This window comes from Polynucleobacter sp. MG-27-Goln-C1, from assembly GCF_018881905.1.
In the GTDB taxonomy this organism is placed as follows: Bacteria; Pseudomonadota; Gammaproteobacteria; order Burkholderiales; family Burkholderiaceae; genus Polynucleobacter.
The window spans coordinates 588,965-604,731 of the sequence record NZ_JACVPM010000001.1; the positions used below are offsets into that span (position 1 = coordinate 588,965).

Consider the following 15,767-nt stretch of genomic DNA (forward strand, 5'->3'; position numbering starts at 1 on the left):
TTTAAACAGCTTTTTACTTATATGACTGCATTTTACTTGAGCAAGCCCTACGATCCGCCACAGGCACCCCAAAACCTTCCACTAGATCGCCCATGGGCTCTTCTGGGGGGCAATAGCCCTCAGCAGTTCATGAAATCCTATTGGCATAAGAAGCCGCTTTTAGTCCGCGGTGCTATCCCTGCCTTTGAAATTGCCAAGCGCATGGGCGAGCCACTGGAGAGTGCAATATCTGCTGAAGACTTATTCAAAATATCAAGCAATGATGCGGTTGAATCGAGATTAATCAAAGCAAAGCCTTGGGCCTTTACAGATGGACCATTTAAAAAGAAATCGATCCCTTCGCTTGACACACCAGACTGGACCCTCCTACTTCAGGGAATGGAAGCACGCCACCCTGCCGCAGCAAAAATTCTTTCTTGGTTTCGGTTTATTCCAGATGCACGCTTAGATGATTTAATGATTAGCATTGCTGGTCCTGGTGGTGGCGTTGGCCCACACTTCGATTCCTATGACGTCTTTTTAATTCAGATGTCGGGACGGAGGCGTTGGCGCATTTCAGAGCAAAAGGATTTAAGCCTGAACCCAGATCTTCCATTAAAGATTTTGAAACGCTTTCAAGTAGAACAAGATTGGGTTTTAGAGCCAGGCGATATGCTTTATCTGCCACCACACATTGCCCATGATGGTATTGCCTTAGATGCAGGCTGCCAAACCTGGTCGGTTGGATTTAGAGCACAAAGCTACAAAGAAATATTGCAGGAGGGTTTATGGCGTTTAGCAGAATCCCTTGAAGATATTCCAGAGCTTGAAAAGCGCTTTGCCGACCCCAAGCAAACGGCAACTTCGCAGGCTGAGCAACTACCTGAAGAGCTCATTAAACAAGTAACGCAAAAATTAAACAGCTTAAAGTTGGACCGCATAGAGAGCTTCCTCCCCGGAATTGCAGCCTATCTCAGCGAACCAAAGCCCCAGGCTTTTTTTGATGGAAACGCGCATTATCTTTCGTCCGAAGAATTTGGGGTTGAGCTTGCCAAGCAAGCTGTGAAGCCGCACCCTCAAACAAGGCTCCTGACCTTAGGCGCAACGGTATATTGCAACGGCGAAGATGTGACTACAGGGCAAGCTAGCGCGATAAAAAAGGCCTGGCGCGCACTTGCTGCCAAGAAGGAATTTAAGGGCTCTATAGGCAAAATTGAGGCAAATAACAGCCTTTTTGAAGCATTTTTGGCTGGGTGGTTGGTTTTTTAATTCCGGATTGGGACATGGCTATAATGTTTGCTGGAAAGTACCTAAGGGGTAACCCTGTACATTCTAAGTATTAATAACCGGTTATTAATGATAATTTTTTAAGAGGAAATTACAAATGAAGAAGTCACTCGCACTCGTAGCAATGTTGGCAATCGCTTTGGCCGCTTGCGGTAAAAAAGAAGAAGCAAAACCTGTAGAAGCTGCTCCCGCTGCTCCTGCTGCTGCTGCTCCTGCTGCTGATGCTCCTGCTGCTGCTCCAGCTGCACCAGCTGCTGACGCTAAGAAGTAATATTCTTCTTGAAGAAAAAAAGCCGCTGAAAAGCGGCTTTTTTATTGTCTATTGTTTTTAAAACTAATCGACTATCGAGACATCTGCTCCGTAAGTAGAGTGAGAAGCTGTAATCCAGCCGCAGTATTTTCTGGCTTACCGTCAGCATCTTGAACATAAATACTTGAAGAATTATCCCCGGTGGATTTAATCACTACAAGATACTTCTTAGCCTTCAAACTAGAGTCATCCTTGCTGCTAAATAAATTGGAGAAGAATCCTTTGGTGTCACCCAAGTCTTTAGGATTAACGTAACGAACATAGTAAACACCGTTAACACGATTACGATCTTCAACAGTAAAGTTGGAGCGATCCAAGGCAAGACCTGTGTCGCGCCATGCTCGATCAAAGCCTGCAGCCATTTCAATATGGGCACTATTAACACCCTCTTGAACCAGCTTCGCTTTCGGCGTCTTAGGGCCTAGTGGTGCCGCTACTTGGGCTTTAGCCATTTCTTGCGTCATACCTAAGCGCTCCATCAAGCGAGCAAGGAATGCTGCTTCAAGCTCAGGATCATTCGGCCGCGCAGTCCAGATGGTGGAAATACAGTTACCAGTAGCATCTGTTGTACATTTTTCAATGGCTCCCCGTTGTGTAATGTAAACCTCAGTTTCACCAGGCTTACTTACCTCAAGACGAGTCCTGTACCTATCGCGCTCTCCAGTGTCGTAGATTGAATCTAAGGCACCACCAACGAGGTTGCGAATAAAGTCCTGAGAAATCTTGGCGCGATTCTCGGCCCAATCAGTTTCCATGATGCCAGTTGACGGTGAGTCGATAACTAACAAGAAGCCGTTTTCCTGCCAAAAATCTTTAATTTGCGGATAGAGTTCTGGAGCTGGCTTTTCTACCACCAACCAACGGCGCTCACCATCGCGAGCGATACGCATACCTGGAATACCAGTCATCACATTTTTGCGGGTTTGCACAGACTTCTTAACTGCAGCGTTGTATTCGGACATAGTGGCAGAGCCATCCTGAACGATATAGCGGCGATCAGCCTGAGCAGTGATGAGGTCTGGTGGGTAGGACAAATTCGGACCACGTACTGCACCAGCAGACTTGTAATCTACAGTGTCGTTAGTTGCGACAGATTTACAGCCAAGCAAAGAAGCGCTTGCTAAGGAAATCATCAGTAGAGTTGCGCAATGTTGGCGCAGGATTTGCATCAAATTCATCATAGTAAGCCAGCCTGTTTCATTGCAGTCTTCAAAGGTTCGCGCAAAGCAACACTCAAAGGGGTTAAAGGTAAACGAATTCCAGCTGTGACTTTGCCCATTTCATGCAGAGCCCATTTCACAGGAATTGGATTTGCCTCAGTAAACATGGCTTTATGAACAGCCAGTAGTTGATATTGAATCGTACGTGTCTTCACTACATCATCAGACATCGCGGCCTGACATAGTTCATGCATCAAACGTGGAGCGATATTTGCAGTTACAGAAATATTGCCTTTACCACCCATGAGCATGAGCATTGCAGCACTAAGATCATCACCTGAGAAGACAGAGAAATCTTGATGGCCAGCGCGCTTGAGATCAGCCAACAACAGAGTGCCACGCTCAATGCTGCCGGTAGCATCTTTAATACCAATAATGCCGGGGACACCCGCTAGGCGCACAGTAGTTTCGCCAGCCAGATCCGCAACCGTTCTACCTGGAACGTTGTACAGAATCACAGGTAAGTCAACTGATTCAGCAATTTTCTTGAAGTGGGCATACATGCCCTCTTGGGTTGGCTTGTTGTAATAAGGAACAACCTGGAGGCTTGCATCGGCACCAACGGATTTAGCAAACTGAGTTAACTCAATTGCTTCTGTGGTTGAATTTCCACCTGTGCCAGCAATCACTGGAATGCGTCCAGCTATGTGATCGACAGTCGTCTTAATAAGCTCGCAATGTTCTTCAACAGACACCGTAGGGGATTCACCGCTCGTACCAACAATGACGATGCCATCTGAACCCTCGGTAACATGCCAATCTAATAATGAACGTAGGGCAGGAAAATCTAGACTTCCATCCTCGAACATTGGCGTCACAATGGCAGGCATACTGCCTGCGATAGGCTTTTTAATAGCTTTGGATTGTGTTGTATTAGTCACTGAATGTGTCTGAATTATCTGAATGTTAACCACCAAATTGTAACGGAATGCACCCTTTTAAATGGCCTTTTACGGCACAAATCCGCTGAACCATGGCTGGTTTAGGTTGGTCGAGGTAAATATCCTCGTAGGCAATCACTTTCAGGCCTGATCGCTCTGCTAAAGCAAGTAATTCGCCTGGTTTTAGTAAGAAATTGGGGTTGGAAGGCTTACCAAATTGGGCATTCCCATCCGCAAAGGTTTCATAAATAAAGACGCCGTCCTCGCAGAGCATCTTGGGTAATTCATCCAAAAATGGGCGGTAAAGGTAATTTGTGACCACAATTCCCGAAAATTGCTTTCCTAGCAAGGGCCAATCAGAGCCCTCAAGATCGAGCTCTTGAGTTTGAATGTGGACATTTTTCAGGGGCTCTAGGGCAGAAATATCTCGGTCGACAGCCAAAACAGTGTGTCCTAGCGACGCCAATAAAGCGGAATGCCTGCCAGAGCCAGAAGCTAAATCCAGAACTATTCCCCCTGCTGGAATGACTGAAGCAAAACGCCTCACCCAGGGAGAAGCTTCTGCAATCGCATCATGCATTGATTTCAAAAAGTGGCCTTAGTCGTACGCTAAGCCCATAGACTCTCGGACCTCACGCATAGTTTCTTGAGCAACCTTACGCGCCTTATCGCTACCATCTGCAATGATGGACCGCAATAAGCTGGGATCATCTAGGTACTTTTGGGCTCGCTCAAACATTGGCTGCTGCTCTGCAAGAATGGCATCAATTACAGGCTGCTTGCACTCTAAGCAGCCGATACCTGCAGACTGGCATTCTTTTTGAACCCAAGTCTTAGTATCTTCATTCGAATACACGGTATGTAACTGCCATACAGGACAGCGTGCAGGATCGCCAGGATCGGTTCTGCGTACTCGCGCAGGATCGGTAGGCATTGTTCTGATCTTCTTGATGACATCCTCAGGATTTTCACGAATGCCAATCATGTTCCCATAAGACTTAGACATTTTCTGCCCATCAATACCAGGCATACGTGATGCAGTTGTCAGTAAGGCTTGTGGCTCAGGCAGAATAATTTTGCGGGCACCCTCTAAGAAACCAAACAGTCTTTCACGGTCAGCCATCGAGAGACTTTGCGCCTCTTGCAGCAAAGCCTTAGCTTGCTCTAAAGCCTCATCATCGCCCCGCTCCTGAAATGCAACACGCAATTCAGCGTACATCTTCGCGCGCTTACTACCTAATTTTTTAACCGCCTCTAATGCCTTCTCTTCAAAGCCAGGCTCACGACCATAAAGATAGTTAAAGCGGCGTGCCACTTCACGCGTCATCTCTACGTGAGGAACTTGGTCTTCACCTACCGGTACAAATTGTGCGCGATACATCAAAATATCGGCAGCCTGTAGCAAGGGATAGCCCAAGAAACCATAGGTCTGTAAATCTTTTTCTTTGAGTTTTTCGATTTGATCTTTATACGTTGGCACACGCTCCAACCAACCCAAAGGTGTACCCATAGACAGCAATAAAAATAGCTCTGCATGCTCGGGCACTTTGCTCTGAATGAATAAAGTAGCTTGGTTTGGATCAACACCACAAGCCAACCAGTCAATCACCATATCCCATACAGACTGCTCAATCACATCCGGGGTTTCATAGTGGGTAGTTAAGGCATGCCAGTCTGCTACAAAAAAGTAGCATGGATACTCAGACTGCAAGCGAACCCAATTCTTTAAAACACCATGGTAATGGCCGAGGTGCAAGCTACCTGTTGGTCGCATGCCAGAGAGAACGCGTTCTGCAAACATCTTGATCTTTATTCTTTAAGGGTAATTAAAACTAGTTAAGCAAATAGGAGAAATCAGTTAGTGAAATAACGACCATACCGGGGTTAAGTGGTCTGGCAAATGAGGCAATGTGCCCAGATCAATATAACTCTCTTCGGGATCATGGAAATCAGAGCCTCGAGAAGCCAAAAATCCATAATGCTGCGCAATCTTGCCATAGGTTTGATATTGATTCGGACTATGGCTTCCAGTAATCACCTCAATGGCCATGCCGCCGATCTCTTTGAAGTGCTTGTAGAGTTCATCCATCTGCATAGCGCTGAGCTTATAACGTCCTGGATGTGCAATTACAGCGACGCCACCGGCTGCCTTGATCCAAGCAACAGCATCATCTAGTGTCGCCCAGAGATGCGGTACATAGCCCGGCTTGTCCTCGACCAAGTAATTCTTGAATACTTGATTGGTATCGCGGCAGACGCCCTGTTCAACTAAAAATCGTGCGAAGTGTGTTCGAGAAATCAGCTCATGATTACCAGCGAAATGCAATGCGCCTTCGTATGCGCCGGGGATACCAGCTTTTAATAATTGCTCTGCCATCTGCTTAGCGCGATTACCCCGACCTTCGCGAGTGAGTCGTAAGCCTTCTAGAATTCCTAAATGTGCAGCATCAATGCCTAAGCCAACAATATGAATAGTCTGCCCCATCCAGGTTACTGAAATCTCAACTCCAGGAAGATAGTCCATACCAAGTGAATTTGCAGCAGCTTGAGCTCTCTCCTGGCCACCCAATTCATCGTGATCAGTTAAAGCCCACAAACGGACACCATTTGCATAGGCGCGCTCAGCCAACTGCTCAGGCGTTAAGGTTCCATCGGAAACAACGGAATGGCAGTGTAAATCTGCGTTTAGGCTGGAATTACTGGTCATGACCCTATTTTAGGTCAAGCTGGTATCAATTACCCGGCGAGGTGCATCTAGGTAGTCGCGGGATTGCATCTCAATCAAGCGAGAAACCGTTCTAGAGAACTCGCTGGTAATTTGACCCTCAGTATATAAATCTACCGCAGGAACCTCTGCAGAGATGATTAATTTGATTTTATGGTCATATAGGACGTCAATCAGCCAAATAAAGCGACGGGCTTCATTGGTCATTCTGGGGGGCATATAAGGCACGCCGGACAAAATCACTGTATGGAACTGATTAGCAATCTCCAAATAGTCATTTTGAGACCTTGGGCCGCAGCATAGCGTTTGGAAATCAAACCAAACAATACCTTCAGCCATGTGAAGAGGTCTTAGCTCTCGAGATTCAATCCGTAATACTGGGCGAACAGTTTCTTTTTGGTTGCCAATTAGAGACTGAAACATTTGCATCAAGACTGAATGAGACGCGGCATTCACTGGTGTGAGGTAAGCCTCAACTTGAGCCATCTGAACTCGCCGATAGTCATTCCCTGCATCGACGTTCATCACATCGAGCTGCTGTTCTAACAACTTAATGGCTGGCAATAAGCGATCACGATGCAAGCCGTTAGGATAAAGCTGACTCGGCTGATAATTTGAAGTCATAATAAACTGCACGCGATCCTCAAAAAGCGCGCTCAGCAAGCGATACAAAATCATGGCATCTGCGATGTCATTGATATGAAACTCATCAAAGCAGATCAAACGATATCGCTTAGCAATTCTTTTAGAAAGCTCATCTAATGGATCCGCCATGCCTGAAAGCTCATGAAGTTCGCGATGCACCTCGCGCATGAACTCATGAAAATGAATGCGGATCTTTTTTTCTAGGGGGGATGCTGCATAGAAGCAATCCATTAAGAAGGATTTGCCACGACCTACTCCACCCCAAAGATACACACCACGGGGTAATTTCGGTTTAAAGAATTTCTTTTTTAAGCCACTGCTACGGATTTCTTTATAAGCAATCCACTCATCTTCACAGCGCTGCAAGCGCTCAATAGCAGCAAGCTGCGCGGGATCACTTTGATACCCGCGCGCCTTTAACTCTTGATGGTAATACTCTAATGCTTTCAATTACATGTTTAATGCACGTTTATCCGTCGCTAATGCTGCTTCGCGAACCACTTCCGACAGGCTTGGATGTGGGTGACAGATACGGGCAATATCTTCAGCTGCCGCTTTAAATTCCATTGCTACGGCTGCTTCAGCAATTAAGTCAGAAGCATTAGGTCCAATAATATGAACACCAAGGATTTCATCGGTTTTTTCATCGGCCAAAACTTTTACAAAACCATCAGCACGATCCATGCCTAATGCACGACCGTTAGCGGCAAATGGGAACTGACCAGCTTTGTAAGCAATGCCAGCCTGTTTGAGCTGCTCTTCGGTTTTACCAACCCAAGCAATTTCTGGATCGGTATAGATAACCCAAGGGATGCAGTTGTAATCAATGTGCGGCTTTTGACCGGCGATAGTTTCAGCAACCAATACGCCTTCATCTTCAGCTTTATGCGCCAACATAGGTCCACGAACAACATCACCCACGGCATAGACACCAGGAGCTGATGTTGCACAAGTGTGATCATCAATTGGAATAAAGCCACGCTCATCCACTTTGAGACCAATCTTATCGAGGCCTAATTTTTCTGTATTGGGAACGCGACCAACAGAAACGATCAAGCGATCGCACTCTAATTTCTGAGCCTTGCCTTCGCTATCGGTGTAGTTAACAACAACACCTTTCTTATCAGCTTTAACTTCACCAATCTTGACGCCCATATTGATTTTGAGGCCTTGCTTAGTAAAAATCTTGTGCGCTTCTTTTGCAATACCCTGATCGCAAGCACCCAAGAAAGTTGGGAGCGCTTCAAGAATAGTTACATCAGAGCCAACACGGCGCCAAACAGAACCCAATTCCAAGCCGATTACACCTGCACCAATAACGCCCAACTTCTTCGGAATGGAATCAAACTTCAGGCCACCTTCGTTATCGCTAATCAACTCATTATCGACAGGAATGCCTGGCAAATGACGCGCCTTAGATCCAGTAGCAATGATCACATTTTTAGCAGTCACCACTTCTTTGTCTTTACCGTCGATCTTGACTTGATAGCCATCGGCACCCTTACCTTCAAAAGAAGCATGTCCTTTTAGAAGGGTAATTTTATTTTTACGGAACAAGAACTGAATACCAGCTGTCATCTTCGTCACAATCGCATCCTTACGAGCGATCATCTTGCCGGAGTCGAGCTTTACTGATCCTACGGTGATTCCATGGTCAGCAACGTGATGACTAATCTTCTCAAACTCTTCAGAAGAGGCAAGCAACGCTTTGGAAGGAATACAGCCGACGTTCAAGCAGGTTCCACCTAAGCGAATCTCGCCTTTTGGATCGTCATAAGCATTCGATTCAGCGCAAGCAACTTTAAATCCTAATTGGGCTGCACGGATTGCGGCGATGTAGCCACCAGGGCCACCACCGATAACTAATACGTCAAAAGATTGGCTCATGTTCTTCTCTCTTACAAATCAAGGAGAAGACGTGAAGGATCTTCCAGCGCATCCTTCATGGCTACCAAACCAAGCACAGCCTCGCGTCCATCAATGATGCGATGGTCATATGACAAAGCTAAGTAGTTAATTGGACGAATTACGATTTGACCATTCTCAACCACTGCACGCTCTTTAGTTGCATGAATACCTAAGATTGCAGACTGTGGAGGATTAATAATTGGAGTAGAAAGCATCGAACCAAATACGCCACCATTAGAGATAGAGAATGTACCACCAGTTAAATCTTCTAATGACAATTTACCTTCGCGCGCCTTAACACCAAACTCGGCAATCTTCTTCTCGATATCAGCCAAATTCATTTGGTCAACATCACGCAAAATTGGAACTACCAAACCGCGTGGTGAGCTCACTGCAATACCGATATCAAAGTAACCGTGGTACACAATATCGTTGCCATCAACTGATGCATTCAGCAATGGGAATTTCTTGAGAGCATGAGTAGCAGCCTTCACGAAGAAAGACATGAAGCCTAATTTCACGCCATGAACTTTCTCAAACTGGTCTTTGTACTTGTTACGCATAGCGATTACTGGAGCCATGTTGACTTCATTGAAGGTAGTCAAGATGGCATTGTTTGCTTGAGACTCAAGCAAACGCTCAGCAATACGAGCACGTAAGCGGCTCATTGGTACGCGCTCTTCTGGGCGATCACCCATTGGAATTGGTGCACTTGGCAAAGCAGCAGAAGTCGATCCACCGGCAGAAGCGTTTAATGCATCACCCTTAGTAATGCGACCATCACGTCCGGAGCCAGCAACTTGACCAGCATCGATATTTTTCTCTGCGAGGATTTTTGCTGCGGAAGGTGCAGCAGCTGGGGCTGGAGCTGCCGCAGGTGCTGGAGCAGCGGCGGCTGCAGGAGCGGAAGTGGCAACAGCGGCGCTATCAATCTTTGCGATCAATTGCTCAGCCACTACAGTACCGCCGTCAGCAACTATGATCTCTGTCAGGACGCCAGCAGATGGCGCTGGAACTTCCAACACCACTTTGTCAGTTTCAATTTCAATCAAGATCTCATCTTGACCGACAGCATCGCCGACTTTCTTTTTCCATTGCAACAAAGTAGCTTCTGCTACTGACTCGGAGAGTTGGGGAACTTTAACTTCAAAAATAGCCATGATTAATCCTATTTAGTGTTTGTATATTGAGTGACGTCTACGATTACTTCGTAATGACATAACCCTTTAGTTTTGCGAATGCTGCAGTAAGGAGAGACTTCTGTTGTTCTTGATGGAGGTGAGCATATCCACAAGCAGGTGAAGCTGATGCAGGACGGCCTGCATATGCCAACTTCGTACCTTCTGACATGTTCTCCAGAATATTGTGCTGGACAAAGAACCAAGCGCCTTGGTTTTGTGGCTCATCTTGACACCACACAACCTCTTGCAGATTCGGATACTTCTTCAACTCAGCGCTCAATGCTTTATGCGGGAACGGATATAACTGCTCCAAGCGAATAATGGCAACGTCATCTATTTTCTTCTCGGTACGTGCTTTAGCTAAGTCATAATAGACCTTGCCTGAACACATCACCAAACGCGTTACCTTCTTGCCATCAATAGACTCATCGCGCTCAGGCAGGATGGTTTGGAAACCACCCTTTGTGAATTCAGTTAATGGTGAAGCAGCTTCTTTATTACGTAGCAATGATTTTGGCGTCATCAAGATCAGCGGTTTGCGGAACTGACGAATCATTTGACGGCGCAATACGTGGAAAATCTGTGCTGCAGTCGTTGGCTGAATGACCTGCATATTGGTATCAGCACATAACTGCATAAAGCGCTCTAAACGTGCAGATGAATGCTCCGGACCTTGGCCTTCATAACCGTGAGGCAACATCATGACTAAGCCGTTTGCACGACCCCACTTCACTTCGCCCGAAGCGATAAATTGGTCAATCACCACTTGAGCACCGTTTGCGAAGTCACCGAACTGTGCTTCCCAGATTGTTAAGGTGTTTGGTTCAGCAGCGGCATAACCGTATTCAAAACCAAGCACAGCCTCTTCAGACAGGATGGAGTCAATGACCAGGAATGGAGCTTGATCTTTTGCAATATGTCGCAGGGGAATGTATACCCCTTCATCCCATTTCTCGCGGCTTTGATTATGAAGAACTGCATGACGGTGGGTAAAGGTACCGCGTCCGCTATCCTCACCGGACAACCTAACTGGATATCCACTGGCAACAAGAGAGGCGAAAGCCATATGCTCCCCCATACCCCAATCAATATTAGTTTCGCCACGACCCATAGCTGCGCGATCTTTTAATACCTTCTCGACCAGTGGGTGAACCTGGAAACCCTCGCGAACTGTAGAAACTCTCTCTGCCAAGCGCTTCCATTCAGTTAATGGAATAGCGGTATCGGCCTCATCAGTCCATTTCTTATTTAAGAATGGAGACCAATCCACTGCGAATTTGCCTTTGAAGTTGCTCAATACCGGATCAGAAGTTTGCTTACCTTCATCCATCGCAGCACGGTATTCCTTGACCATCAAATCACCAGTGCCTGCAGGCAATACACCTTGAGCCTCTAACTTATCGGCATAGTGCTTACGTGTGCCAGGATGAGCGGCAATGATTTTGTACATCAAAGGCTGTGTCATTGCTGGAGAGTCTTGCTCGTTATGACCGAGTTTTCGGAAACAAACAATATCTATCGCAACGTCTTTATGGAACTGGCTGCGGAACTCTACTGCCAGCTTCGTCGCCAACACCACTGCCTCAGGATCATCACCGTTGACGTGCAATACCGGTGCATCAATCACCTTCATGATGTCGGTGCAATACAAGCTTGAACGTAAATCGCGTGGATCAGATGTGGTGAAACCAATTTGGTTGTTAATCACAATGTGAATCGTGCCACCAGTGGAATAGCCGCGAACTTCAGCCATCGCCAGAGTCTCTTGCATTACGCCTTGACCTGCAATTGCCGCATCACCGTGAACCAATACTGGCAATACCTGCTCACCCAATACATCTCCGCGACGCTCCATACGGGCACGTGCAGAGCCCTCTACAACTGGGTTCACGATTTCTAGATGTGATGGGTTAAATGCCAATGACAAATGAACTGGACCGGCTGGAGTAGAAATGTCACTCGAGAAACCTTGGTGATACTTCACGTCACCAGCAGGAAGCGTTTCTGGACCCTTGTGCTCAAACTCAGCAAATAAATCGGTAGGCATCTTGCCTAAAGTATTTACAAGCACGTTTAAACGACCACGGTGGGCCATGCCGATTACGATTTCTTGAACACCTTTGGCGCCCGCCTCACGGATCAACTCATCCATACAGGCGATGAAGCTTTCACCACCCTCAAGAGAGAAACGTTTTTGACCAACATATTTAGCCTGGAGGTAGCGCTCTAAACCCTCTGCAGCTGTGACACGATCGAGGATATGGCGCTTTTGATCCACATTGAAATGTGGGGTTGAGCGGATGGACTCTAATTTCTCTTGCCACCACTTTTTAATTTTTTGATCAGCGATAAACATGTACTCAGCACCGAGAGTGCCGCAGTAGGTTTCACGCAATGCTTGCAATAAATCACGCAAGGTCATTTCGTTCTTGCCGAAGAAAGTATTACTGGTATTGAAGACGATATCCATATCGCCGTCAGTAAAGCCATAAAAAGCAGGATCTAATTCAGGAATATCCGGACGCTCTGTGCGCTTCAATGGATCAATATCTGCCCAGCGATTACCGACGTTACGATACGCCGCTATCAATTGTTGAACAGCTACACGCTTGCGGCCCATGGCAGAGTCAGCAGAATCAGACACTGTGCGGATGGGACCTTGCTTCGCGCGCTCAGCAAAGGAAGCAACAATAGGTCCATGGGCAATATCAGTTCTAGATGAACCATCGACCGCTGGAATTTGCTTCACATTATCAAAATAGTCTCGCCAGTGATCAGCTACGGAAGCTGGATCGTGCAAGTAGGATTCGTAGAGTTCCTCTACGTAGGGTGCGTTACCGCCGAAGAGATAGGAATTATCTCTTTGATCCTGCATCATGATGCTCACCTTTCATCGGGTTTCCCGAATAAAAACTGTGGTTAAAACCATTCGCTCTACGGCTAAACCGCTTTGCGAATTGATCTGTGCGAATTCTGTTACAACGATGCTAATTTAACACGATTACCCATTGATTCATAAAGGGCTTTCCCTGATCTTGAGGGTTTAAGGGGTATTTACCCTTTTGGACCCCGAATAAGAATTTTCCTACTCAGATTTAAACCGCTCCTGACAGATTCCCTCAGATTTGATTCGTATTCTCTAAATCTTCAAATGAATTAATGAGATTAAGGATATATGAAAGTAATTACCCCAGAATTGGAATATCTAAGCACTCGTCAAAGCGCAAAAGTATTACAAGTATCACTTGGTACCGTCCAGAAAATGGTTGAATTAGGTGAATTAATCGCCTGGAAGACCCGCGGAGGTCACCGTCGCATTCTGGCAAGCTCCTTAGATCAGCAACTTGCCCGTCGTAAAAGAGCCATGAGGCAGAAAACCACTCAAAACTGTATTGCCATGGGCATATTCAGAAGAATTGAAAATAGCCATGAACTCATTGAATCCATTCAATCCTGGCAATTAAAGGTAGATATGGAGGTATCCGTTGACAGCCTGGAGGGGCTGATGAAGGCAGTTTCAATATCCCCCGACTTGATATTTCTCGACGCCTTAATTCCCCCCGTTGAGCAGGTTCATTTAATCCATTATCTGAGTAAAAACAAGGACACACAGCGCATTCCTATCCTAGTGGATGAGGGATTTGTACGTCTACATCCCGGGGTAATGGGCCTGGCGGATGAAAATACCGTTGGCGTGAGGTCCCAATACCCAGAAGCCCTCCAAGAAGAGCTTGAAAATGGCTTAATTGACCAAAATCCCCTCATTATTGGCTATCCAGCCACTAATCCAGAGCTTGAGACTGCGTTAGGAGATAAAAACCGCCATGAACTGTTGGAGCCTCTATTCATCCAGGCCCTCAATAGAAAGTGTGCCTAGAGACTTGGGGCTGCCAACCTAAAGTTAAAGGCCGCTCAATTTGCACTGAGCGGCCTTTTTAAAACAATAAATCTATTTAAATCAATAGATTAGATCAGGAAATTACTGCGATCTCTTCCTTCGATCCATTTTGGAGCCTTACCGCGACCAGTCCAAGTATCACCAGTGGATGGATTACGGTACTTAGGAGCAACCTTACCACTAGAGCTACGCGCACCAGCCTTACGACTAAATAAGTCTGATGCCGTTAAATCGTATTGTTCAATGATGAGTTTGGCTTTAGCAATGCCATCAGCCTTTTCACGCAAAACCGCCTCTTTAATCTGCTTATCCAGCAATTCGCGTTGGGCTAAAAGCTCTTTATAAGAAGACATGTATTAATTTCTCCGAATATTAATTTTATGGAATAACCAAGGATTGGCTATTCTTGAATGGTCATTATATACAAATATTAATAAATCGGAATATATATTCAATACAGCTAATAACCCCTTAGAAATAAGCTAATTAGGGTATTTATAGCGAATAATTAACATAATCATTATAAATACTATATTTATAATAGATAAATATGCCCTACCTTCGCAGCATAAATGTACCGCTGGATTTAGCAGTAACCTCACCAGCCTCATTTAAAACTACTGCTTCACAGTAATTAATGGTTTTCCCTGACTTTAAAACGCTTCCCTCAACTACGATTTTGCCGACGCTGGGACGCAAGAAGCTCACACTCATATCAATTGTCATGGCGCCAAGGGGCTGATCAATCGTGCTGCGAGCTGCTGCCCCCATTGCAAAATCCAACAGAGTCATGACTACTCCACCGTGTGCAATATGAAAGCTATTCTCAAACTCCGGCTTAATGACCAAACTAATGCGTGATTTTCCGCCTTCGGCATACTCAGGAACAACTCCCAAGTGAGCCAAGAAAGGAATGGTTAAGCCAAAGTAAGTTGTATCGTTTGAGCTGGATGACATAGGAAATTTGAAATTGAATGGATGGTCGGGGCGAGAGGATTTGAACCTCCGACCACATGCACCCCATGCATGTACGCTACCAGGCTGCGCTACGCCCCGACGAGAAGCAAAATTGTATCAGTAACTATTTAGAGAGAATTTGCAGAACAGCCTGCAACTCATCACGCAAGCGAAGCTCACCACGAGCCTCATCAAGGCGATTTCTGGCACCACTAATGGTGAAGCCTTCTTCATACAAAAGCGCCCTAATCTTGCGGATTAAGACGACTTCATGATGTTGATAGTAACGACGATTACCTCGACGCTTTTGAGGGCTTAGCTGTGAAAATTCTTGTTCCCAATAACGGAGTACGTGGGAGCGAACGCCGCACAGGTCTGATACCTCGCCGATAGTGAAGTAACGCTTTGCGGGAATCGGGGGGAGCTGCGAACTGAGCAGCGCCGACCCAGTATCAAATACTGTTTTCTCGAGCATGTGACTCAACTACGTCTTTGAGCTTTTGACTTGCGTGAAATGTGACAACACGACGGGCTGCAATCGGGATCATTTCACCAGTCTTAGGGTTACGACCTGGACGCGCAGACTTATTGCGCAATTGGAAATTACCAAATCCAGAAATCTTTACCTCTACGCCAGTTTCTAAAGACTGTCCAATGCGATCAAAGAAGGCATCAATCATGTCTTTTGCTTCGCGCTTGTTCAGGCCAACTTGATCAAAGAGAGCTTCCGAGAGCTCATTCTTGGTAACGGTATCGTTGCTAACTAAATCATTCAT

The 15,767-nt window shown here is 46.0% G+C and carries 16 protein-coding genes and 1 tRNA gene; 3 read left to right on the plus strand and 14 right to left on the minus strand.

Translation table 11 applies throughout. The features are described 5' to 3' along the window. Positions 1-21 precede the first annotated feature (21 nt). Both ICN14_RS03030 and ICN14_RS03035 read left to right on the plus strand, forming a co-directional pair. Positions 22-1,248, plus strand: coding sequence for a cupin domain-containing protein (locus tag ICN14_RS03030; protein ID WP_216224693.1), 1,227 nt, complete (start codon positions 22-24; stop codon positions 1,246-1,248). Between the two features lie 115 nt (positions 1,249-1,363). Next, positions 1,364-1,537, plus strand: coding sequence for a hypothetical protein (locus ICN14_RS03035; protein WP_216224695.1), 174 nt, complete (start codon positions 1,364-1,366; stop codon positions 1,535-1,537). Positions 1,538-1,608: 71 nt separating this feature from the next. Here the strand turns inward: ICN14_RS03035 and bamC are convergent, their stop codons facing one another. From bamC to ICN14_RS03080, 9 genes are all read right to left on the minus strand, one after another. After that, complete coding sequence (gene bamC, locus ICN14_RS03040; RefSeq protein ID WP_216224697.1) at positions 1,609-2,757, minus strand: outer membrane protein assembly factor BamC; 1,149 nt, start codon at positions 2,755-2,757, stop codon at positions 1,609-1,611. After that, positions 2,754-3,626 carry a 4-hydroxy-tetrahydrodipicolinate synthase gene (dapA, locus tag ICN14_RS03045; protein ID WP_216225011.1) on the minus strand — a complete coding sequence of 291 codons (873 nt, stop codon included), beginning with the start codon at positions 3,624-3,626 and terminating at the stop codon, positions 2,754-2,756. The genes bamC and dapA overlap by 4 nt, the downstream gene beginning before the upstream one ends. A gap of 76 nt (positions 3,627-3,702) precedes the next feature. Then, positions 3,703-4,257 carry a bifunctional 2-polyprenyl-6-hydroxyphenol methylase/3-demethylubiquinol 3-O-methyltransferase UbiG gene (locus ICN14_RS03050; RefSeq protein ID WP_216225012.1) on the minus strand — a complete coding sequence of 185 codons (555 nt, stop codon included), beginning with the start codon at positions 4,255-4,257 and terminating at the stop codon, positions 3,703-3,705. 18 nt (positions 4,258-4,275) lie between these two features. Further along, a complete protein-coding gene (locus tag ICN14_RS03055) occupies positions 4,276-5,478 on the minus strand; it encodes a tryptophan--tRNA ligase (RefSeq protein ID WP_216224699.1) in 1,203 nt (400 codons plus the stop codon). A gap of 57 nt (positions 5,479-5,535) precedes the next feature. Continuing rightward, positions 5,536-6,384: a 3',5'-nucleoside bisphosphate phosphatase gene (locus tag ICN14_RS03060; RefSeq protein WP_216224701.1), complete on the minus strand. Its 849-nt coding sequence runs from the start codon at positions 6,382-6,384 to the stop codon at positions 5,536-5,538. Positions 6,385-6,393: 9 nt separating this feature from the next. Then, positions 6,394-7,497, minus strand: a complete 1,104-nt coding sequence (gene zapE, locus ICN14_RS03065; RefSeq protein ID WP_216224703.1) for a cell division protein ZapE — start codon at positions 7,495-7,497, stop codon at positions 6,394-6,396. After that, a complete protein-coding gene (gene lpdA / locus ICN14_RS03070) occupies positions 7,498-8,934 on the minus strand; it encodes a dihydrolipoyl dehydrogenase (protein WP_216224706.1) in 1,437 nt (478 codons plus the stop codon). 11 nt (positions 8,935-8,945) lie between these two features. Next, the gene (gene odhB / locus ICN14_RS03075) at positions 8,946-10,115 is read right to left on the minus strand and encodes a 2-oxoglutarate dehydrogenase complex dihydrolipoyllysine-residue succinyltransferase (protein ID WP_216224707.1); all 1,170 of its coding nucleotides are present in this window, start codon (positions 10,113-10,115) and stop codon (positions 8,946-8,948) included. Between the two features lie 43 nt (positions 10,116-10,158). Further along, on the minus strand, positions 10,159-13,014 hold the full coding sequence (locus ICN14_RS03080) for a 2-oxoglutarate dehydrogenase E1 component (protein WP_216224709.1): 2,856 nt from the start codon (positions 13,012-13,014) through the stop codon (positions 10,159-10,161). Positions 13,015-13,311: 297 nt separating this feature from the next. Between ICN14_RS03080 and ICN14_RS03085 the strand changes: the two genes are divergently transcribed. After that, positions 13,312-14,013, plus strand: coding sequence for an excisionase family DNA-binding protein (locus ICN14_RS03085; RefSeq protein WP_216224711.1), 702 nt, complete (start codon positions 13,312-13,314; stop codon positions 14,011-14,013). 89 nt (positions 14,014-14,102) lie between these two features. Here the strand turns inward: ICN14_RS03085 and ICN14_RS03090 are convergent, their stop codons facing one another. The 5 genes from ICN14_RS03090 to ICN14_RS03110 all read right to left on the minus strand — a co-directional run bounded on the left by ICN14_RS03090 (position 14,103) and on the right by ICN14_RS03110 (position 15,767). Further along, entirely contained in the window at positions 14,103-14,387 is a 285-nt protein-coding gene (locus ICN14_RS03090) for an H-NS family nucleoid-associated regulatory protein (protein WP_015421017.1), read from the minus strand. A gap of 202 nt (positions 14,388-14,589) precedes the next feature. Beyond that, positions 14,590-14,991, minus strand: a complete 402-nt coding sequence (locus ICN14_RS03095) for a PaaI family thioesterase (RefSeq protein WP_216224713.1) — start codon at positions 14,989-14,991, stop codon at positions 14,590-14,592. A 22-nt stretch (positions 14,992-15,013) separates the two neighbouring features. Then, positions 15,014-15,090 (minus strand) — tRNA-Pro (locus tag ICN14_RS03100). Positions 15,091-15,115: 25 nt separating this feature from the next. After that, a complete protein-coding gene (locus ICN14_RS03105; RefSeq protein ID WP_114691335.1) occupies positions 15,116-15,466 on the minus strand; it encodes a MerR family transcriptional regulator in 351 nt (116 codons plus the stop codon). Next, positions 15,444-15,767, minus strand: a complete 324-nt coding sequence (locus ICN14_RS03110) for an integration host factor subunit alpha (RefSeq protein WP_216224714.1) — start codon at positions 15,765-15,767, stop codon at positions 15,444-15,446. Before ICN14_RS03110 ends, ICN14_RS03105 begins: the two co-directional genes overlap by 23 nt.

What these genes read in the sequence shown, in the direction of transcription:
- ICN14_RS03030 (WP_216224693.1), top strand. Translation starts at nt 22, where the DNA reads ATGACTGCATTTTACTTGAGCAAGCCCTACGATCCGCCACAGGCACCC.
- ICN14_RS03035 (WP_216224695.1), top strand. Translation starts at nt 1,364, where the DNA reads ATGAAGAAGTCACTCGCACTCGTAGCAATGTTGGCAATCGCTTTGGCC.
- bamC (WP_216224697.1), bottom strand. Translation starts at nt 2,757, where the DNA reads ATGATGAATTTGATGCAAATCCTGCGCCAACATTGCGCAACTCTACTG.
- dapA (WP_216225011.1), bottom strand. Translation starts at nt 3,626, where the DNA reads ATGCCTGCCATTGTGACGCCAATGTTCGAGGATGGAAGTCTAGATTTT.
- ICN14_RS03050 (WP_216225012.1), bottom strand. Translation starts at nt 4,257, where the DNA reads ATGCATGATGCGATTGCAGAAGCTTCTCCCTGGGTGAGGCGTTTTGCT.
- ICN14_RS03055 (WP_216224699.1), bottom strand. Translation starts at nt 5,478, where the DNA reads ATGTTTGCAGAACGCGTTCTCTCTGGCATGCGACCAACAGGTAGCTTG.
- ICN14_RS03060 (WP_216224701.1), bottom strand. Translation starts at nt 6,384, where the DNA reads ATGACCAGTAATTCCAGCCTAAACGCAGATTTACACTGCCATTCCGTT.
- lpdA (WP_216224706.1), bottom strand. Translation starts at nt 8,934, where the DNA reads ATGAGCCAATCTTTTGACGTATTAGTTATCGGTGGTGGCCCTGGTGGC.
- odhB (WP_216224707.1), bottom strand. Translation starts at nt 10,115, where the DNA reads ATGGCTATTTTTGAAGTTAAAGTTCCCCAACTCTCCGAGTCAGTAGCA.
- ICN14_RS03080 (WP_216224709.1), bottom strand. Translation starts at nt 13,014, where the DNA reads ATGATGCAGGATCAAAGAGATAATTCCTATCTCTTCGGCGGTAACGCA.
- ICN14_RS03085 (WP_216224711.1), top strand. Translation starts at nt 13,312, where the DNA reads ATGAAAGTAATTACCCCAGAATTGGAATATCTAAGCACTCGTCAAAGC.
- ICN14_RS03090 (WP_015421017.1), bottom strand. Translation starts at nt 14,387, where the DNA reads ATGTCTTCTTATAAAGAGCTTTTAGCCCAACGCGAATTGCTGGATAAG.
- ICN14_RS03095 (WP_216224713.1), bottom strand. Translation starts at nt 14,991, where the DNA reads ATGTCATCCAGCTCAAACGATACAACTTACTTTGGCTTAACCATTCCT.
- ICN14_RS03105 (WP_114691335.1), bottom strand. Translation starts at nt 15,466, where the DNA reads ATGCTCGAGAAAACAGTATTTGATACTGGGTCGGCGCTGCTCAGTTCG.
- ICN14_RS03110 (WP_216224714.1), bottom strand. Translation starts at nt 15,767, where the DNA reads ATGAATGATTTAGTTAGCAACGATACCGTTACCAAGAATGAGCTCTCG.